Annotated in this window: 20 protein-coding genes; 2 read left to right on the top strand and 18 right to left on the bottom strand. The window is 75.0% G+C overall.

Annotated elements, in window-relative coordinates; translation table 11 throughout:
* Positions 1-15: 15 nt before the first annotated feature.
* Positions 16-978 (bottom strand): ketol-acid reductoisomerase, encoded by a 963-nt coding sequence (locus GFJ45_RS03580; protein WP_153394232.1) that lies wholly within the window; start codon positions 976-978, stop codon positions 16-18.
* A gap of 113 nt (positions 979-1,091) precedes the next feature.
* Here GFJ45_RS03580 and GFJ45_RS03575 point away from each other — a divergent pair, with 113 nt between their 5' ends.
* Positions 1,092-1,925 (top strand): glycerophosphodiester phosphodiesterase, encoded by an 834-nt coding sequence (locus GFJ45_RS03575; protein WP_153394230.1) that lies wholly within the window; start codon positions 1,092-1,094, stop codon positions 1,923-1,925.
* Here GFJ45_RS03575 and GFJ45_RS03570 read toward each other — a convergent pair.
* The 8 genes from GFJ45_RS03570 to GFJ45_RS03535 all read right to left on the bottom strand — a co-directional run bounded on the left by GFJ45_RS03570 (position 1,907) and on the right by GFJ45_RS03535 (position 8,121).
* Entirely contained in the window at positions 1,907-2,437 is a 531-nt protein-coding gene (locus GFJ45_RS03570) for a SixA phosphatase family protein (RefSeq protein ID WP_194288505.1), read from the bottom strand. The two genes, GFJ45_RS03575 and GFJ45_RS03570, sit on opposite strands and share 19 nt — an antisense overlap.
* A 4-nt stretch (positions 2,438-2,441) precedes the next feature.
* Positions 2,442-3,389 carry a 2-hydroxyacid dehydrogenase gene (locus tag GFJ45_RS03565; RefSeq protein ID WP_228386435.1) on the bottom strand — a complete coding sequence of 316 codons (948 nt, stop codon included), beginning with the start codon at positions 3,387-3,389 and terminating at the stop codon, positions 2,442-2,444.
* 10 nt (positions 3,390-3,399) lie between these two features.
* Positions 3,400-4,026: a DUF421 domain-containing protein gene (locus tag GFJ45_RS03560; RefSeq protein ID WP_153394226.1), complete on the bottom strand. Its 627-nt coding sequence runs from the start codon at positions 4,024-4,026 to the stop codon at positions 3,400-3,402.
* 24 nt (positions 4,027-4,050) lie between these two features.
* A complete protein-coding gene (locus GFJ45_RS03555) occupies positions 4,051-4,197 on the bottom strand; it encodes a hypothetical protein (protein ID WP_153394224.1) in 147 nt (48 codons plus the stop codon).
* Positions 4,198-4,355: 158 nt separating this feature from the next.
* Positions 4,356-5,915, bottom strand: coding sequence for an Asp-tRNA(Asn)/Glu-tRNA(Gln) amidotransferase subunit GatB (gatB, locus tag GFJ45_RS03550; RefSeq protein WP_153394222.1), 1,560 nt, complete (start codon positions 5,913-5,915; stop codon positions 4,356-4,358).
* Positions 5,912-7,501, bottom strand: coding sequence for an Asp-tRNA(Asn)/Glu-tRNA(Gln) amidotransferase subunit GatA (gene gatA, locus GFJ45_RS03545; RefSeq protein WP_153394220.1), 1,590 nt, complete (start codon positions 7,499-7,501; stop codon positions 5,912-5,914). Before gatA ends, gatB begins: the two co-directional genes overlap by 4 nt.
* Before the next feature lie 9 nt (positions 7,502-7,510).
* Positions 7,511-7,807, bottom strand: coding sequence for an Asp-tRNA(Asn)/Glu-tRNA(Gln) amidotransferase subunit GatC (gene gatC, locus GFJ45_RS03540; RefSeq protein WP_153394218.1), 297 nt, complete (start codon positions 7,805-7,807; stop codon positions 7,511-7,513).
* 53 nt (positions 7,808-7,860) lie between these two features.
* Positions 7,861-8,121: a glutaredoxin domain-containing protein gene (locus GFJ45_RS03535; RefSeq protein ID WP_153394216.1), complete on the bottom strand. Its 261-nt coding sequence runs from the start codon at positions 8,119-8,121 to the stop codon at positions 7,861-7,863.
* A gap of 124 nt (positions 8,122-8,245) precedes the next feature.
* Here GFJ45_RS03535 and GFJ45_RS03530 point away from each other — a divergent pair, with 124 nt between their 5' ends.
* The gene (locus GFJ45_RS03530; protein WP_153394214.1) at positions 8,246-9,016 is read left to right on the top strand and encodes a hypothetical protein; all 771 of its coding nucleotides are present in this window, start codon (positions 8,246-8,248) and stop codon (positions 9,014-9,016) included.
* Between the two features lie 19 nt (positions 9,017-9,035).
* Here GFJ45_RS03530 and GFJ45_RS03525 read toward each other — a convergent pair whose 3' ends face one another.
* The 9 genes from GFJ45_RS03525 to GFJ45_RS03485 all read right to left on the bottom strand — a co-directional run bounded on the left by GFJ45_RS03525 (position 9,036) and on the right by GFJ45_RS03485 (position 18,660).
* Entirely contained in the window at positions 9,036-9,464 is a 429-nt protein-coding gene (locus GFJ45_RS03525) for a glutaredoxin domain-containing protein (protein WP_153394212.1), read from the bottom strand.
* Between the two features lie 25 nt (positions 9,465-9,489).
* On the bottom strand, positions 9,490-11,601 hold the full coding sequence (gene ligA, locus GFJ45_RS03520) for an NAD-dependent DNA ligase LigA (protein ID WP_228386422.1): 2,112 nt from the start codon (positions 11,599-11,601) through the stop codon (positions 9,490-9,492).
* Positions 11,598-12,602 (bottom strand): DMT family transporter, encoded by a 1,005-nt coding sequence (locus GFJ45_RS03515; RefSeq protein WP_228386421.1) that lies wholly within the window; start codon positions 12,600-12,602, stop codon positions 11,598-11,600. Before GFJ45_RS03515 ends, ligA begins: the two co-directional genes overlap by 4 nt.
* A gap of 70 nt (positions 12,603-12,672) precedes the next feature.
* Entirely contained in the window at positions 12,673-13,701 is a 1,029-nt protein-coding gene (locus tag GFJ45_RS03510; RefSeq protein ID WP_153394208.1) for a uroporphyrinogen decarboxylase/cobalamine-independent methonine synthase family protein, read from the bottom strand.
* Between the two features lie 48 nt (positions 13,702-13,749).
* On the bottom strand, positions 13,750-14,442 hold the full coding sequence (locus tag GFJ45_RS03505; protein ID WP_153394206.1) for a dihydrofolate reductase family protein: 693 nt from the start codon (positions 14,440-14,442) through the stop codon (positions 13,750-13,752).
* Between the two features lie 74 nt (positions 14,443-14,516).
* Complete coding sequence (gene mnmA / locus GFJ45_RS03500; protein ID WP_153394204.1) at positions 14,517-15,614, bottom strand: tRNA 2-thiouridine(34) synthase MnmA; 1,098 nt, start codon at positions 15,612-15,614, stop codon at positions 14,517-14,519.
* Positions 15,614-16,816: a cysteine desulfurase family protein gene (locus tag GFJ45_RS03495; RefSeq protein WP_153394202.1), complete on the bottom strand. Its 1,203-nt coding sequence runs from the start codon at positions 16,814-16,816 to the stop codon at positions 15,614-15,616. Before GFJ45_RS03495 ends, mnmA begins: the two co-directional genes overlap by 1 nt.
* A gap of 63 nt (positions 16,817-16,879) precedes the next feature.
* Positions 16,880-17,854, bottom strand: coding sequence for an electron transfer flavoprotein subunit alpha/FixB family protein (locus GFJ45_RS03490; RefSeq protein ID WP_153394200.1), 975 nt, complete (start codon positions 17,852-17,854; stop codon positions 16,880-16,882).
* A gap of 26 nt (positions 17,855-17,880) precedes the next feature.
* Positions 17,881-18,660, bottom strand: coding sequence for an electron transfer flavoprotein subunit beta/FixA family protein (locus GFJ45_RS03485; RefSeq protein WP_153394198.1), 780 nt, complete (start codon positions 18,658-18,660; stop codon positions 17,881-17,883).
* Between the last annotated feature and the right edge of the window lie 29 nt (positions 18,661-18,689).

Here is an 18,689-nt window from a genome sequence, read left to right as displayed (position 1 = left end):
CGCTACCGCGCCCGCTCAGGCCCGCACCCACCCCATCACTGCGCGCACCCGACGACCGGTCTGCTCCAGCGGGTGGGCGGCCCGCCGCGCCGCGGCACGCGACCCCGGGACGGCCTCCTCGGCAGGCCGTCCGCCCGCCGGCCGGTACCCGCGCCAGGCCTCCTCGAGGCGGGCCCGCAGCTCCTGGCCCTGCCACAGCGGCGGGCGGTGCAGTCCCCCGTCGGGGCCGTGTGCGGAGGCGAAGCCGCTCACCCCGACGGCCGCGAGCTGCTCCTGCAGCTCGTGCACGACCGCCAGGTAGGCCACCGCTGGCTCGACCCCCTGCTCGGTCAGCACCTCGAAGCCGGTCTCGAGCAGCTGCCGGACCCCGTCGTGGACGACGTCACCGGCGAACGCCCGCGCGCGGACGTCGTGCTCCAGGGTGGTGCGGACCACGCCGGGGAGGGCGCACCCCAGTGCCGCCGTGTACCCGGCCAGCACCTCCTCGGCGTGGCCGGTCGCGTCCCGGTGCACGGCCGCGACCACCGGCGGCGGCCGGCCGTCGACGGACTCCCGCCGCAGCCGCTCCGGGTCGGCGACGGAACGCACCAGCAGCACGTCCACCCCGCCCGGGAGCTGCTCGGGCGGGGGCAACCCGGTCGAGTCGGCCAGCACCAGCGCCCGGCCCGGGGGCATCCCCGCCAGCAGCGCGGTGTCGATCCCGTCACCGGCCGGCTCCACGACCAGGATCTCGGCCCGGCGCACCAGGTCCGCCGGGTCGAGCCTGGTCAGCCCCTCCTCCGCGACCCGCGCCACGACCCGGCCCTCGGCCGGCACCCCCACCAGCACCTCCACCCCTCGGTCGCGCACGTTCAGCGCGTGCGCCGCCAGCACCGGCCCGAACCCGAGCACCCCGACCAGGGCGTCGCGCACCACCCCGGGGTCCTGCCCTGCCGGAACCAGACCGGTCACCGTCGGCACCGCGTCGCTCTGGCTCATCGCTCACCTCCTGCGGCCCCACCGTAGCGGCGCCACGACCGCGTCGTCGGCCCGTCGCCTCGTCGTCAGCGAGTCGTCACCGCACGGCCACCCTGGAGCGGTAGGCAGGGGGCGTGCCTGCACCTGAGCCGGTCCTCACCGCCCAGCGCACCCGCCCCTCCCTCGCCGCCAGGCCGCTGCTCGACACCCTGGACTCGGCGCCTGGGCCGCTGGTCGTGGCCCACCGCGGCGACCCCACCAGCGCGCCCGAGAACACCCTGCCGGCGTTGGCCCGCGCGGTGGCGTTCGGGGCCGACATGGTGGAGGTCGACGTGCGCCTCACCGCAGACGGCGTGCCGGTCCTGCTGCACGACGCCACCCTGGACCGCACCACCACCGCCCGGGGCCCGGTCGGCGCGCTGACCAGCGAGCAGCTGGCCCACGTCGACGCCGGGAGCCGGTTCGGGACCGCCTTCGCCGGGACGCCGGTGCCGACCCTGGCGGCCGCGCTGCGGCTGCTACGCGAGGCGGGAGTGCCGATGCTGCTCGAGCTGAAGCCGCCGATGGACCGGGTGGCCGTCTCCCGGGTGCTGCGGGAGGTACGACTGGCCGGGATGGGCGAGCAGGTGCTCGTGCAGTCCTTCGACCGGGCCGTGGTGGCGTGGGCGCGGCAGGCGGAGCCCGGCGTGGCACGCGGGCTGCTGGTCACCCGGGTGCCGCGCGACGCGGCCGAGGTCGCCACCGGGCTCGGTTTGGTCGCCTGCAACCCGGCCGCGCTGCCGCTGCTGGCCGACCGTCCCGGCGTGGAGCGGCTGCGCGCGCTCGGGCTGCGGGTGCTGCCCTACACGGTGAACACGCCGAGGTCCTGGGACGGCCTGCACCGTCGCGGCGTGACAGGGCTGATCACCGACCGGCCGGGGCACCTGCGGGCCTGGCTGGCGCAGCGCGCTCAGCCGCGGGCCCGGTAGAGCTCCACGAGCCGCGCCGACTCCGGCGCCAGGTCCGGCCAGGCGCGGCCAGCGGGCTCGAGTACCGCGAGCGTGCAGGTGGGGAAACCTCGCTGCACGGCCTGCAGCAGCGCCGGCCGCGAGGCCTCGGGGTCGGCCAGCCCGGCCACCAGGCTGCCCACCCCCGGGTGGTGGCCGACGAGGAGCAGCGTCGCCGCGTCGTCGGGGGCGCCCCTGAGCACGTCGAGCAGGTCGGCCGGGTGGGCCTGGTAGATGGCCCGTTCCGGCCACACCTCGGCCTGCTGCAGCCGGTCGCCCGCGCCGGCCGCCCCCTCCCAGGTCTGCCGGGCGCGGGTGGCCGTGGAGCACAGCACGAGGTCGGGCACCAGCTCGCTGCTGAGCAGCCAGCGCCCGGCCGCAGCGGCGTCGGCCCAGCCGCGGTCGGTCAGCTCCCGGTCGTGGTCCGGGCTGGACTGCTCGGTCTTGGCGTGGCGCAGCAGCACCACCCGGCGGGGCGTCTCGGCGGCGGTCACGCCCTCACGCCTCCTCGGCCAGCGCGCGCCGGGGGCCGCTGGCGACGACGTGGTCGACGGAGCCGGTCGCCAGGTAGCGTTCCAGCTGGCGGCGCACGTAGGCGGCCCCCCGGCTGGGGAACGCCCGGCTGCTGCCACCGGTGTGGTGGGAGACGAGCACGCCGGGGGCCGACCACAGCGGGTGTCCCTGCGGGAGCGGCTCGGGATCAGTGACGTCCAGAGCGGCCCGCAGCCGGCCGGCGGTGAGCTCGGCCAGCAGCGCGTCGGTGTCGACCACCGCTCCGCGGCCCAGGTTGAGGACCAGGGCGTCCTCCGGCAACGCCGCGAGTACGGCGGTGTCCACCAGGCCGCGGGTGTCCTCGGTGAGCGGGAGGGTGACGGCCAGCACGTCGTGGTCGGGCAGCAGCGCGGGCAGCGCGTCGATCGGGTGCACCCGTTCGACGTGGTCGTCACCGGCGCGGGCACGGCTGGCGACGGCCGTCACCGTCACCTCGCAGGCCCGTAGCCGGGCCGCCAGGGCACGCCCGACCCCGCCGTACCCGAGCACGAGGGCCCGGGAGTCGGCGAGCGAGCGGCGCACCCGCGGCGCCAGCCACTCCCCGCGGTCCTGGGCGCGCACCATGTCGGGCAGTTCACGCTGCGCGGCGATCAGCAGTCCCAGCCCGAGCTCGGCGGTGGCGGTGTCGTGGACGCCGACGGCGTTGGCGAGGACCACCCCGGGTGGCAGGTGGGGCTGCACGTGCTCGTAGCCGGCGGTCGCGGTGACGACGGCCCGCAGCGCGGGCAGCTCCTCCAGCCGGCGCAGCCACCGGGCGCCGAACGGTGGCACGACGACGAGCTCGATCTCGTCCGCCCGCTCGGGCGCCTCGGTCATGTCCCAGCTGAGGATGTCGGCGCCGCTGATCGGCCCGAGCAGGTCGGCGAACATGGTCGGGACAGAGACGACGGTCACGGCCGCCACGTTAGCGGGGCCGCTCCTTCGGGACCGTCCCGGTGCGCTCCGGCGCCGCGGCGGGGTCCGGGGCGGGCGACCGCGGCTCGGCGCGACCGCTGACCAGCCTGGCCGGCAGCAGGTCAGCGCCCCGCACGTCGGCCAGCAGCGCTGCCTCGATCGGCTCCCCGCGCCGGATGACGCTGATGGCGCCGCTGCGCTCCAGGATCACCGCTGCGACCTCCGAGCGCGTCCGCACCCCCGCCAGCCGCAGCCGCGAGTGCAGCTCGGGGGTCACGATGTGGGCCCGGTCCAGGTTCTCCTGCACCACCTCGTGACCGGACATGAGCAGCAGCGCCTGGTTGGTGACGACGCGGTCACCGGCGCGGGTGCGTCGGGCCTGCCCGACGAGGGCCTGCACGGTGAACAGTGTCACGAGCGCGATGACGCCGCCGGCGAGCGTCGGCGAGTGCCCCAGGATCGCCCGCCCGGACACCGACCCGAAGGTGATGATCGCGGCGAGGTCGAACCCGGACAGCGCCGCGACCGAGCGTTGCCCGAGCACCCGTACCAGGCACAGCACGGTCGCGTAGATGCCGAGCACCGACACGACGACGGCCAGCGCTCCCAGCGGCGTGATCCCGATCAGTTCCCACACGCCGCTACCGTAGAACCCGCGGGCTCAGTGGTGGCGGCGGTGGAAGCGTTCCCCGAGGACGAGCAGGCCCGCCAGCAGCAGGGTGCCGCCGCCCAGCACGGCCGCGGCCTGCTCCGGGGGCACCGCGGTCACGGTCTCCAGGGTCGTGGTGAGGACTGATCGGACGTCCATGCTTGCCCCTCCTCCCGGCGAGCCCGCCCCTCGGGCCCACCTGCTGGCCGGTGACCAGCGTGACAGCGGGGGCCGGCCGGGTGGGTCACGGCGCGGTCACGGTTGGACAACGAGTTCGTGACGCGCCCCGGAGGGTCGGCGCGGGAGCGCCCGAGGGCTCACTCCGGCGGGCTCAGCCGCTCCAGGATGAGCTCACGGGCACGGGCGGCGTCGGCCTGGCCCTTCATCTGCTTCATGACCTGGCCGATGAGGGCGCCGGCGGCCTGCACCTTCCCGCCGCGGACCTTGTCGGCGACGTCGGGACTGGCCGCGATCGCCGCGTCGACGGCCTCCTCCAGCGCCGAGTCGTCGCGGACCATCCGCAGCCCGCGGGCGTCGGCCACCTCGGTGGGGGTCCCTTCCCCGGCGAGGACGCCCTCGAGCACCTGCCGGGCCATCGAGTCGTTGAGTCGGCCCTCGCCGACCATCCCGTCCAGCTCGGCGACGTGCGCCGGGGTGACACCGAAGTCGGTGACCTCCCGGCCCTCGGCGTTGGCGCGGCGGGCCAGCTCGCCGGTCCACCACTTGCGTGCCCCGGCTGGGGTGGCCCCGGCGGCCACGGTGTCCTCGATCACCTCGACCGCGCCGGCATTGACCACGTCGCGCATCTCCAGGTCCGAGTAGCCCCAGTCCTGCTGCAGCCGGCGCCTCCGCTGGGCAGGGGGCTCGGGCAGCGTGGCGCGCAGCCCTTCGACCCACTCCGCCGACGGCGAGACCGGGACCAGGTCCGGCTCGGGGAAGTAACGGTAGTCGTCGGCGTCGGACTTGGGGCGCCCGGCGGTGGTGATGCCGGTGTCCTCGTGCCAGTGACGGGTCTCCTGCACCACGGCCTGGCCGGCGTCCAGCACGGCGGCGTGCCGGCAGATCTCGTAGCGCACGGCGCGCTCGACCGAGCGCAGCGAGTTGACGTTCTTGGTCTCGGTGCGGGTGCCGAAGGGCACCGACTGCTGTGCGGCGTCGTCGCGCGGCCGCAGCGAGAGGTTGGCGTCGCAGCGCAGCGAGCCCTGCTCCATCCGCACGTCACTGACCCCCAGCGCCCGCAGCAGGTCCCGCAGCGCCCCGACGTAGGCGCGGGCGACCTCGGGGGCACGCTCCCCGGCGCCGGTGATCGGCTTGGTGACGATCTCGATGAGGGGGATGCCGGCGCGGTTGTAGTCGACGAGGGAGTAGTCGGCGCCGTGGATGCGCCCGGAGGTGCCGACGTGGGTGGACTTGCCGGTGTCCTCCTCCATGTGGGCCCGCTCGATCTCGACCCGGAAGACCTCCGGCGGCTCTCCGCTGTCGCCGGCGCCGGGGATCTCCACGTCCAGGTAGCCGTCGAAGGCGATCGGCTCGTCGTACTGGCTGGTCTGGAAGTTCTTCGGCATGTCCGGGTAGAAGTAGTTCTTCCGGGCAAACCGGCACCAGTCGGCGATCCGGCAGTTCAGGGCCAGCCCGATGCGCACCGCCGACTCCACCGCACCCTCGTTGACCACCGGCAGCGCGCCCGGCAGGCCCAGGCACACCGGGCACACCTGGGTGTTGGGGTCGGCGCCGAAGGTGGTGGCGCATCCGCAGAACATCTTGGTGGCCGTGCTCAGCTCGACGTGCACCTCCAGGCCCATCACCGGGTCGAACCGGGCGACCGCGTCGTCGAAGTCCACCACGCGGGCGGGGGTGCCGGTGCTCGTGGTCGTCATGCGGTCACCTCGCGGTCGGCGGAGCTGGCGGTCGTGGCGAAGGCGTCGACCAGGGCCGAGACGTCCGGCGCCCGGTCCAGGACCGACCCGGAGCCGCCCCACTGTGCGGCGAGCCGGGCCTCGAGGGCGGCGCCCACCGCGTACATCCGTTCGTCGCTGGTCGCGGGGGCCAGGAGCTGCACTCCCACCGGCAGCCCGTCGCCGGCGATGCCGGCGGGCACCGACAGGCCCGGCACGCCGGCCAGGTTGGCCGGGATGGTGGCGATGTCGTTGCGGTACATCGCCATCGGGTCCTCGGCCTTGTCCCCGATGCGGAAGGCCGTGGTGGGCGCGGTCGGGCTGATGAGCACGTCAACCTGCTCGAAGGCGGCCTCGAAGTCGCGCGCGATCAGGGTGCGCACCTTCTGGGCCTGGCCGTAGTAGGCCTCGTAGTAGCCGGCCGACAGCGCGTAGGTCCCCAGGATGATGCGGCGCTTGACCTCGTCGCCGAAGCCGGCGTCGCGGCTGGCGGCCATCACCTGCTCGGCGCTGGGCCGGTCCACCCCCTCCGGGTGCACCCGGAGGCCGTACCGCATCGCGTCGTAGCGGGCCAGGTTGGAGGACGCCTCGCTGGGCAGGATCAGGTAGTAGGCCGGCAGCGCGTAGCGGAAGTGCGGGCAGGACACCTCGACGACCTCGGCGCCGGCCTCCCGCAGCTGCGCCACCGCCTCGTCGAACCGCGCCTGCACGTCCGGCTGGTAGCCCTCTCCGGTCAGCTCGGACACGATCCCGACCCGCAGCCCGGTCAGGTCGCGGGTCCCGGCCGCCTCGAGCACCGGCGGGACCGGGGCGTCGATGCTGGTGGAGTCCATCGGGTCGTGCCCGCCGATGACCTCGTGCAGGAGCGCGGCGTCGGTGACGGTGCGCGCGCAGGGGCCGATCTGGTCCAGGCTGGAGGCGAGCGCGATGACCCCGTAGCGGCTCACGCCGCCGTAGGTGGGCTTGGCGCCGACGGTGCCGGTCACGGCCGCCGGCTGGCGGATGGAGCCGCCGGTGTCGGAGCCGATGGCCAGCGGCGCCAGGTAGGCGGCGACGGCGGCCGAGCTGCCGCCGCCGGAACCACCGGGGATCCGGTCCAGGTCCCAGGGGTTGCGGGTCGGGCCGAACGCCGAGTGCTCGGTGGAGGAGCCCATCGCGAACTCGTCCATGTTGGTCTTGCCCAGGATCGGCATCCGGGCCTCGCGGAGCCGGCGCACGACGGTCGCGTCGTAGGGCGGGACCCAGGCGGCGAGCATCCGGGACCCGGCCGTGGTGACCAGGCCCTCGGTGCAGGCGATGTCCTTCACGGCGACCGGGACGCCGGCCAGCCGGGGCAGCTGCTCGCCGCCGGCCCGGGCGGCGTCCACCTCGCGGGCGGTCGCGAGCGCGCCCTCGGCGTCGACCCGCAGGTAGGCGTTCAGGACGGGGTTGAGCCGCTCGATGCGGTCCAGGTGGGCGTGCACCAGCTGCTCGGAGGTGAGCTCGCCCGCGGTGAGGCGGTCGGCCATCGCCGCCGCGGTCAGCCGCGTCAGCTCCTCCCCCGCGGCAGGGGTCGTGGTCTCGGTCATCGTCGGTCCTCAGTCCTCGTCCAGGATGCGCGGCACGGCGAAGCGCTGCTGCTCGGCCTCGGGCGCGCCGGCGAGGGCCTGCTCGGCAGTCAGCGCGGGGCGCACCTCGTCGGGGCGGGTGACGTTGGTCAGCGGCAGCGGGTGAGACATCGGCGGGACGTCGGCGGCAGCGACCTGGTTGACCTGGCCGACCCAGTCGACGATCTGGTCCAGCTGCCCGGCCAGCCGGTCCAGCTCGTCCTCCGACAGGCTGATCCGCGCCAGCATGGCGACGTGCGCGACATCGTCGCGGGTGATGGCGGACATGGGGACAGTCTAGGTAGCGGGGGGCCGGTGCCGGCATCCCGCTCCCCCGGCGGTCAGTCCGGCGGCTGCGGCAGCCGCTCCCGCACCCACTGCGGGTCCGGGTTGGTGAACGGCTCGCCGTCGATGACCACCGTGGGCACGGTCTCGTTGCCGTCGTTCACGCTGCGCACGAAGGCAGCATCGGCCTCGTCCTCCCAGATGTTGCGCCAGCTCGCTCGCTCCCCGACCTCACCGAGCACCGCGCGCAACCGGGCCGAGAAGCCGCATCCCGGCCGCCAGTAGATGACGACCCCGTCCTGCTGCTGCTCGGGCATCACTCCGCACCTCCGCCGTATCCGACGTCACGTCCAGCCACCCTCCACCCTGGCACGGGGCCAGCCGGTTCGCCCGGCCGACCATGCTGTCGGTTCGCTGCCGGTCCGCTGCCAGACTGGCCTGGTGACCACGACCGAGCCGCTGCCGGCCCGGCCGGGACCGGACGACGTCCGGGCGCTCGCCCGGTCCGCGCCGTGGCTGTTCCGGCGGCTGCACTTCACCCACCACGACGAGCGTGGCGGTGACGTGGAGGCGTGGTTGGAGCGGCCCTGGCAGCTGCGGGTGCGCACGGCCGACGGGGAGGAGCACGACGTGAGCGGGGGCCCTCCGTACACCGTGGTCCTCTCCAGGGCGTACGAGCGCACCCCGCGGGGGCTGCTGGAGTGGGCCCGGGACACCGTCGGGGACGCACTCCACGGCACCCGACGGGGCGAGCCGGTCCCCCCCGTGCCGCCGCAGGCGGTGACCCCCGGGCGGCGGCCCGATGGGCTGGTCCTCACCCGGCCGACGGCCGACTACGACGACCCGATGTGGCAGAGCTACCGGTGGGTGGCCATGCTCGACCCGGTCGAGCTGTCCGAGGGGGTGGACCTGCGCGACGTGACAGCCGGCGAGCGGCAGGGACGCCGTACCTGGTGGGCGACCGCGGTGCCGCAACCGGGCTATGACCCGCGCTGCGGCTGCTGCCCGCTGCTGCTCTGCGCGGTGACGATGGCAGCCGAGTTCTCGGACGGCGCCGAGCCTGCCGGCGTGCCACGCTCCGGCTGGGAGCGGCTGCCCACCACCTACCGGGTCGGCCTGGACGTGGCCACCGGCGTCGTCGTGGCGGTGGCCCCGCTGGACGGGGAGATCGAGCGGCAGGGGTTCAGCACCGACATCCACGCAGCCGGCTGAACGACGGCAGCCGGTCGGCTCAGCAGGCGCGCAGCCGGTCGCGGAGCGCGACCGGGTCCGGGTTGGTCTCCGGAGCGCCGTCGACGACCACGGTGGGCACGGTCTCCGCGCCCCCGTTCACGCCGCGCACGAAGGCTGCCGCCTCCGGGTCCTGCCAGATGTTGACCCACTGCACCTGCTCGGGCAGCCCGCGCAGCACCCAGCGCAGCCGTGCGCAGTACCGGCAGCCGGGACGCCAGTACACGACCACGTGCCGGCTGCCCCCGGTCGGCGGCTGGACCTCGGCGTGACGCAGCGAGCGCCCGCGCCACCACGGCGAGAGCCAGCAGGCCACGCCGAGGAACGCGGCGCCGCCCGCGACCCCCAGCAGCAGCTGGTCGTCGCGGACGAGCTGGACCGTGAACAGCAGGCCGAACAGCCCGACGAGGAGCCAGAGGTGACGCTCCATCCCGGTCACGCCGGTCCCGGACGGCTCACTCCGGAGAGCCCGTCTCGAGCAGCCGGACGAACTGGGCCTCGTCCAGCACCGGCACGCCCAGCTCCTCCGCCTTGGCCGCCTTGGACCCGGCGTTGGCGCCCACCACCACCCAGTCGGTCTTCTTCGACACCGACCCGGCGGCGCGGCCGCCGCGGGCGATGATCGCCTCCTTGGACTCGTCCCGGGAGAACCGCTCCAGGGACCCGGTGACCACGACCGTGCGGCCCTCGAGGGTGCGGGCGATGGAGGCGTCCCGCTCGTCGGCCATCCGCACCCCGGCGGCGGCCCACTTCTCGACGATCGCGCGGTGCCAGTCGACGTCGAACCAGGCCTTGACCGCCTCCGCGATCGTCGGTCCGACCCCCTCGGTGGCCGCCAGCTCCTCCGTCGTCGCCCCCCGGATCGCCTCGACGGAGGCGAACTCGGTGGCCAGCGCCCGGGCGGCGGTGGGTCCCACGTGGCGGATCGACAGTGCCACCAGCACCCGCCACAGCGGCCGGTCCTTGGCCTGCTCGAGGTTGACCAGCAGCTTCTCGCCCGTCGCCGACAGCACCCGGCCGTCCACGACCGCGTCCGCCGGGTCCGACCTCTTGGCCGCCCGCGTGTAGAGCTCCAGACGCAGCAGGTCCTCGGTCGTCAGCGCGAACAGGTCACCCTCGTCGGTGAGGGCGTCGGAGGCCAGCAGCGCGCCCGCGCCCTCCCACCCGAGCGCCTCGATGTCCAGGGCGTTGCGCCCGGCCAGGGCGAACAGCCGCTCGTGCAGCTGCGCGGGGCAGGTGCGTGCGTTCGGGCATCGGATGTCCTTGTCGCCCTCTCGCTCGGGGCGCAGCGCAGTGCCGCAGGCGGGGCACTCGGTCGGCATGACGAACTCGCGCTCGGTGCCGTCCCGCAGGTCCACGACCGGCCCGAGGATCTCGGGGATGACGTCGCCGGCCTTGCGCAGCACCACGGTGTCCCCGATGCGGACGCCCTTGCGCACCACCTCGTGGGCGTTGTGCAGCGTCGCCATCTCGACGGTGGACCCGGCCACCTGCACGGGCTCCATGACCCCGTAGGGGGTGACCCGGCCGGTGCGGCCGACGTTGACGCGGATGTCGAGCAGCCGGGTGGTGACCTCCTGCGGCGGGTACTTGTAGGCGATCGCCCAGCGCGGCGCCCGGGAGGTGGCGCCCAGGGCACGCTGTACCGGCACCTCGTCGACCTTGACCACGACCCCGTCCAGCTCGTGCTCGAGGGAGTGGCGGTGCTCGCCGTAGTGGCGTACCAGCTCCTCGACCGCTGGCAGCTCCGCCACCACCTGCGCGTGCGGCGAGACCGGCATCCCCCAGGCTCGCAGCACGGTGTAGGCCTCCGACTGCCGGGCGATGTCGAACCCGGTGCGCGCCCCGATCCCGTGGACCAGCATCCGCAGCGGCCGGGTCGCGGTCACCCGCGGGTCCTTCTGCCGCAGCGAGCCGGCCGCGGCGTTGCGCGGGTTGGCGAACGGCGGCTTGCCGGCCTCGACCAGGGCGGCGTTGAGGTCCTCGAAGGCCTCCAGCGGGAAGAACACCTCCCCGCGGATCTCCACCAGCCCCGGGACCGGCACGTCCAGCTGCTCGCCCTGCTCCTCCGGCGGCGTGAGCCGGTGGGGGACGCCCTGGATGGTGCGGACGTTGAGGGTGATGTCCTCGCCGGTGCGGCCGTCCCCGCGGGTCGCGGCACGCACCAGCCGCCCGTCCTCGTAGAGCAGGTTGACCGCCAACCCGTCGATCTTGGGCTCGCACAGGTAGTGCAGCTGCGCGCCCCCGGCCTCGCGCTCGACCCGCGCGGCCCAGGCGCGCAGCTCCTCCACCGAGAACGCGTTGTCCAGGCTCAGCATCCGCTCGACGTGGTCGACCGGCGTGAACTCCGTCGACCAGGTGCCGCCGACCTGCTGGGTGGGGCTGTCGGGAGTGCGCAGCTCGGGGTGCTGCTCCTCCAGGTCCTCCAGCTGCCGCAGCAGCGCGTCGAACTCGCCGTCGCTGATGGTCGGCGCGTCCCGCACGTAGTAGGCGAACTGGTGGGCCCGGACCTGCTCGGCGAGCTCGGCCCAGGCGTGGCGGACGTCCTCGGGAGGTGCGGTGCTCACCGGTCCATCTTGGCCCACGGCGCCGACACCGGTGCGTCACCGGCCCCGGCGGGCCGACGGTTCCTCCCCCGGCGGGTCATCCTGGGCACCGTGCCGCCGATCAGCAGCGAGGCGCCGAGCACCACGGCGGCACCGGCCAGCACCAGGGGTCCGAGCCGCTCGCCGAGGACCACCGTGCCGAGCAGCACTGACACCACCGGGATCAGGTAGGTCACGCTCGTGGCCACCGTCGGTCCCGCGGCACGGACCACGTCGAACTGCATGGACTGCGCCAGGCCGGTGCCCACCACGCCGAGGGCGACGACGGCCAGCACCGGCACCAACGCCCCGGCCGGGGTGTGCAGCGACCAGGGCGCGGCCAGCGTCTCCCGCGCGCCGGCCAGCCACCACAGCAGCAGCACCAGCGGCATCTGCACCAGCGCGACGGTCACCTGGGCGGTCGGCAGGGAGAGCCCACCGGCGTCGACGCCCACGAGGAACCGGCGCACGTAGGTCCAGCCGACGCCATAGCTGGCCGAGGCGGCCAGCACCATGGCGAAGCCGACAGGGTCGGGGCCGCGCTCCAGCGACCACGGCTGCAGGATCAGCAGCACCCCGACGAAGCCGATGAGGACCCCGGTGACCCGGCGCCGGCCCACCGGCTCGGCCCGCAGGAACGCCATCGTGCACAGCACCGTCGCGATGGGGGTGGCGGCGTTGGCGATACCGGCGACCGCCGAGGTGACCCGCTCCTCCCCGACGGCGAAGAGCGTCCACGGCAGTGAGCACAGCAACGTGCCGCTCACCACGAGGTGGGCCCAGGTGCGCCCGCCGCGGGGCAGCCGGCCGCCGGCCAGCCGCAGCAGCACGAGCAGCACGGTGGCGCCGCAGGCCACCCGCAGCGTCGCCACCTGCACCCCCGACATCGCCGCCAGCCCCACCTTCATGAGCAGGTAGCTGGATCCCCACACCAGCGCCAGCGTCAGGAACTTGAGCTGCCACGGCACCCGCTGCTGCGTCACGGACGGAGCATGTCACCGACCGCTGACGCTGCCGGCCGCCCGGCCCGTCCGGTCGCCGGTAGCGGCGCGCTCACCGGGCCGCGAGCTCGGCCAGTGCCCGGGCCGCCTCCCGGACCCGCTCGGTGACCGCCCTCGCCCGCTGCGGCGTCGCCCCCGCCAGCCCGCAGGTCGGGGTCAGGGTCACCTCCGCCAGCGTGGCCGGCGCCAGTCCCACCTCGCGCCAGCCGCGCTCGACGGAGTCGGCCAGCGTCGCGGCCGGCGCCAGCTCCTCGGTGGCTGCGGGCAGCACGCCCGCCCAGAGCGCCACCCCGGCCTCGACGGTCGCGGCGGCCGACTCCCACTGCTGCGGGCCCCAGCCGGTGGTGTCCAGGGCGACCGCGTCGGGGCCGGCTCCGCGCAGCAGCGGCAGCGGGGCCCGCTCCGCGCAGCAGTGGACGACAGTGGCCGCCGCTCCCGCATCCCGGGCCGCGTCGAAGGTCTCCCGCAGCCGCGCCGTGACCAGACCGGTCTCCGGGGCGGGAAGGGCACGGTAGCCGGAGGACGAGCGCACCCGTCCGGCCAGCACCGTCGGCAGGCTCGGCTCGTCCAGCTGCAGCACCACCGAGGCCCCCGGCAGCAGCCGGCTGACGGCCCGCACGTGCTCGGCCACGCCCTCGGCGAGCGAGAGCTGCAGGTCCCGCACCGCCCCGGGGTCGGAGAGCACGCGCTCCCCGCCGGGCAGCCACAGGCCGGCCGCGAGCGTCCACGGCCCGGCCAGCTGCACCTTGAAGCGGCCCTGCCAGCCGTCGAACACCTCGGCCAGCTCGTCCAGGTCCTGCCGCCACCATGCCCCTGTCCGATCGGCGTCCATCCCGGGCCGCGCCGTCAGCCGCCAGCCCTGCGGCTGCAGGTCGACCGGCATCTCGATCAGCAGGTGCGCGGTGCGGCCGAGCAGGTCCGCACCGGGGCCGCGGTCCGGCAGCTCCGGCAGATAGGGCAGCGGCTGGACGCCGGTGGCCTCCGCGGAGTCCGCGGAGTCGGCGAGCTCGTTGAGCACGATGCGCAGCGCCTCGCGGACGTCGTGCCCGGGCCAGGACCCGATCCCCGTTGCTCCGACCATGGCCCCAGTGTGCGGCATCGAGGGCGGCTGGCCGGTCAGCGGCCCTTCTCACCGCTCGTACCGCAGCCACAGCGCGCCGTCGTCCAGCTGTGCGGTCTCGACCAGGCGCAGCGGCAGGCCCCCGTCGGTGAGGGGCCGAGGCAACCGGACCAGCGGGGCCGCGTCCGGCCGGCCGGCAAGGCAGGGGCTCAGGATCACGGCGATCTCGTCGACCAGCCCGGCCGCCACCAGCGCCCCGGTGAGCGTGCCGCCGGCGTCGGTCCGCACCGAGCGCACGCCGTGACGGTCGTGGAGCACCTCCAGCGCAGCCGCCAGGTCCACGTGGTCCGCCCCCGTCAGCACGTGGTCGACGCCACGCCGGGTCAGGTGGTCGAGGTACTCGGCGGGGGTGGTGGCAGACACCAGGGCGATCCCGGCGCGGTACCACGGTTGGGCCAGGGCGTGCCGCCAGTTCCGCACCCTGCCGCGGCTGTCAGGGACGACCAGCAGCGCCCTCGGCTCCTCCACCAGCTCCTCGAAACCCGGGTGCACCGGCACGGGCGCCACGTCCGGGCCGCCGGCGGCTTGCTCCTCGGTGCTCTCGGGCGGCCCGAAGGCCTGCGCCGTGGCGCTCCCCACGAGGATGGCGTCGCTGCGCCACCGGAAGCCGAGCCGGTAGTAGCGGACCGGGCCGGCCGCGAACCCCTCGAGCCGGCCGTCCAGGCTCACCTGGTTGTAGACGATCACCCGTGGTCGCGCCACGGTCCCACCCTAGAGAGACCCGCTGACAGCCGGGCCCTGGAGCAGTCACGCGCTCCCTGGTCGAGGACGCCTGCTCAGCCGCGCCCCGTGGCGGCGATGGTGGCCGAGCCGACCACCCGGGTCCCCTCGTAGAGCACGACCGACTGGCCGGGGGCGACACCGCGGACGCGGCGGTGCAGCCGCACCTCGACGCGGTCGCCGTCGGCCCACGCCTGCGCCGGGTACTCCTCGCCGTGGGCGCGCACCTGGGCACCGACCTCGACGATCCCGGCCGGGGCCGGGCCGCACCAGCGGGCGTGCTCACCGCTGATCCGGTCCACCCCGAGCAGCTCCTCCGGCCCCACCACGACGGTGTTGGTCCTCGTGTCGGTCTGCAGGACGTAGCGGGGCCGGCCGTCCTCGGCCGGCGTCCGCAACCCCAGCCCGCGGCGCTGCCCCACGGTGTAGCCGTGCGCGCCCCCGTGCTCCCCGAGCACCTGCCCGGAGGTGTCGACCACCGGGCCCGGCTCGGCCCCCAGCCGCTCGGCCAGCCACGCCCGGGTGTTCCCGTCGGAGATGAAGCAGATGTCGTGGCTGTCCGGCTTCTTGGCCACCGCGAAGCCCCGGCCGGCGGCCTCGGCGCGGATGTCCTCCTTGACGGTGTCCCCGAGCGGGAAGAACGAGCGGGCGAGCTGGTCGGCGTCCAGCACCCCGAGCACGTAGGACTGGTCCTTGCCCGCGTCGACCGCGCGGTGCAGCTCGCGGCGCACCCGACTGGGGGCGTCCTCGTCGGGGACCTCGACCACCTGCGCGTAGTGGCCGGTGGCCACCGCGTCGAAGCCGAGCGCCAGCGCCTTGTCGAGCAGCGCCGCGAACTTGATCTTCTCGTTGCACCGCAGGCACGGGTTGGGGGTGCGGCCGGCGCGGTACTCGGCGACGAAGTCCTCGACGACGTCCTCGCGGAACCGCTCCGCCATGTCCCAGACGTAGAACGGGATGCCCAGCCGGTCGGCCACCCGGCGGGCGTCGCCGGCGTCCTCGATGGTGCAGCAGCCGCGGGCGCTCTCCCGCAGGGTGTCGGCCGACTGGCTCAGCGCCAGGTGCACGCCCACCACGTCGTGGCCGGCGTCGAGCATCCGCGCTGCGGCCACGGCCGAGTCGACCCCGCCACTCATCGCCGCGACGACCCGCATCAGCCGGCCCTCCCGGTCGCGTGCCGGGCGCGCCTGGCCCGCTCCACCGCGGGCGGCAGCGCCGCCAGGAAGGAGTCGACGTCCGCCTCGGTGGAGCTGTGTCCGAGGGTGAGCCGCAACGAGCCGCGGGCCTCGTCCTCGCTGAGCCCCATCGCCAGCAGCACGTGGCTGGGCTGCGGCACCCCGGCCTGGCAGGCCGAGCCCGTGGAGCACTGCACGCCGGCCGCGTCCAGCAGGTACAGCAGCGAGTCACCATCGCAGCCGGGGACGCGCAGGTGGGCGTTGCCGGCGAGCCGGTGCGTGACGTCGCCCGGCTGCCACCACCCGCTGACGGCCATGGTCGGGTCCGCGGCGAGCGCGCTGGTGATGAGCCGGTCCCGCAGCCGCGCCAGCCTGGCGGCGTGCTCGGCCTGGTGGTCCACCGCGTGACGCACCGCGACCGCCAGCCCGGCGATCCCGGGGACATCGAGGGTGCCGCTGCGGATCTGCCGCTCCTGCCCACCGCCGTGGGTGAGCGGCACCGGGCGCTGGTCGCGGCCGGCCACCAGCACGCCCACCCCCAGGGGGCCCCCCACCTTGTGGCCGGTCAGGGTGACCAGGTCGGCACCGACCTCACCGAGCGGCAGTCGGACCTGCCCGAGGGCCTGCACGGCGTCGGTGTGGAACGGCACGCCGTACTCGCGCACGACCTCGGCGATCGCCGCGACCGGCTGCACGGTGCCGACCTCGTTGTTGGCCCACATCACGCTGACGAGGGCCACGCTCCCGGGGTCCTGCTCGATGGCCGAGCGCACCGCCTCCGGACGCACCACTCCGTCGCCGTCCGGCTCGACCCAGGTCACCTCGGCGCCGTCGTGCTTGACCAGGTGCAGCACCGGGTCGAGCACGGCGTGGTGCTCCAGGCCGCTGACGACCAGCCTGGTGCGGGAGGGGTCGGCCTGCCGGCGGGCCCAGTAGCTGCCCTTGATCGCCATGTTGTCCGACTCGGTGCCACCGGAGGTGAACACCACCTCCGAGGGCCGGCAGCCGAGCGCCTCGGCGATGTCCTCCCGCGACTCCTCGACGACGCGCCGGGCGGCCCGGCCGGAGGTGTGCAGCGAGCTGGCGTTCCCGACCCGGCGCAGCTGGGCGACGACCGCCTCGACGACCTCCGGCAGTGCCGGCGTCGTCGCGGCGTGGTCGAGGTAGGCGGGCTCACTCACCCGGCCGAGTCTACGACCGGACCGGTCGCTCCCGGTCGCCCGGCGCAGCCGGGACCGGCCCGGTCAGCCCTTGCGCCGCTGGATCTCCTCGGCCGCCTGCGGCAGCACCGTGAACAGGTCGCCCACGACACCGAAGTCGACCAGCTCGAAGATCGGCGCCTCCGCGTCCTTGTTGACCGCCACGATCGTCTTGGAGGTCTGCATGCCCGCCCGGTGCTGGATCGCCCCGGAGATGCCGGCAGCGACGTAGAGCTGCGGGGAGACCGAGGCGCCGGTCTGACCCACCTGGTAGGCGTGCGGGTACCAGCCGGCGTCGACCGCCGCGCGCGAGGCGCCCACGGCGGCACCCAGGGCGTCGGCCAGCTGCTCGACCGGTCCGAAGTCGCCACCGGTGCCGCGGCCGCCGGAGACCACGATCGCGGCCTCGGTGAGGCCGGGCCGGCCGGTCTGCTGCTTCTCGGAGCGCTGCACGATACGGGCGGCCAGCGACTCCTCGGGGATGCTGACGTCGACGGCCTCCTCCACCACCGCGGCCTCCCCGCCGGCCTCCTCGACCGGCACCGAGTTGGGCTTGAGCGTCACCACCGGGGTGCCGCGGTTGACCAGCGAGGTGACGGTGTAGCTGCCGGCGAAGACCGATTGCACCGTGCGCACCCCGGCACCGTCCTCGGCGGGCTGGACGTCGACCGCGTCGGTGATGACGCCGCTGCCCGTGCGCACGGCGAGCCGGCCGGCGACCTCGTTGCCGTCCGGGTCCGAGGGCAGCAGCACCGCGGCGGCGCCGGTGCGCTCCACCAGGTTCGCGAACACGTCGACCAGCGGGGCGACCAGGTGCTCGCGCACCTCGGGGGCCTCCACCCGGTAGACCTTCTCGGCGCCGTACCGACCCAACGACTCCCGCGCGGCGTCGGCGTGCTCGGGGGCGGCCACCAGCACCGCCGAGGGCTCACCCAGCCGCCGGGCTGCGGTGAGCAGCTCGGCCGTGCTCTTGCGGACGGCACCCTCGACGTGGTCGACGAGGACGAGGACTTCACTCATGCTGACTCCTTCGTACAGCCGGCTGCTCAGACGAACTTGCGGGAGGCGAGGAACTCGGCCAGCGCCTGGCCGCCCTGACCCTCGTCGGTGACCACCTCGCCCTGCTCGCGAGGCGGGCGTGCCTCGACCGACTCGACCGTGGTCCACGCGGCGTCCAGCCCCACCTGGGAGGCGTCGACGCCGAGGTCGGCCAGCGTCCAGGTCTCCACCGGCTTCTTCTTGGCGGCCATGATCCCCTTGAAAGAGGGGTAGCGCGGCTCGTTGATCACGTCGGTGACCGACACCACCGCCGGCAGCCGGGCCTCGATGGTCTCGGAGGCGACGTCGCTGTCCCGGCGGATCCGGACGGTGCCCTCCTCGACGGACAGCTCGGAGGCGAAGGTGACCTGCGGCACGCCCAGCCGCTCGGCGAGCATCGCCGGCACCACGCTCATCGAGCCGTCGGTCGAGGCCAGCCCGGTGAGCACCAGGTCGATGTCCCCCACCTTGCGGATCGCCTCGGCGAGCACCAGCGAGGTGGCGACCGCGTCGGAGCCGGCGATGGCGTCGTCGCAGACGTGCACGCCCTGGTCGGCGCCCATCTGCAGCGCCCGCTTGATCGCGTCGGCGGCGTCCTCGGGGCCCATGGTGAGGACGGTCACGGTGCCCTCCGTGGCCTCGGCCAGCTTCAGCGCCTCCTCGACCGGGTACTCGTCCAGCTCCGACAGCAGCCCGTCCACGCCCTGACGGTCGGTGGTGTGGTCGGCCTCGAATCCCCGGCCGGCCTGGGCGTCGGGCACGTACTTGACACAAACGACGATGTTCACGTGTCACGTCTTTCGTGAGGGTGCGGTGG

Origin of the sequence: Ornithinicoccus halotolerans, from assembly GCF_009602535.1 — a bacterium.
In the GTDB taxonomy this organism is placed as follows: domain Bacteria; phylum Actinomycetota; class Actinomycetes; order Actinomycetales; family Dermatophilaceae; genus Ornithinicoccus; species Ornithinicoccus halotolerans.
Note: the sequence above shows the minus strand (reverse complement) of the source record. Positions and strands in the feature narration are given on the sequence as shown.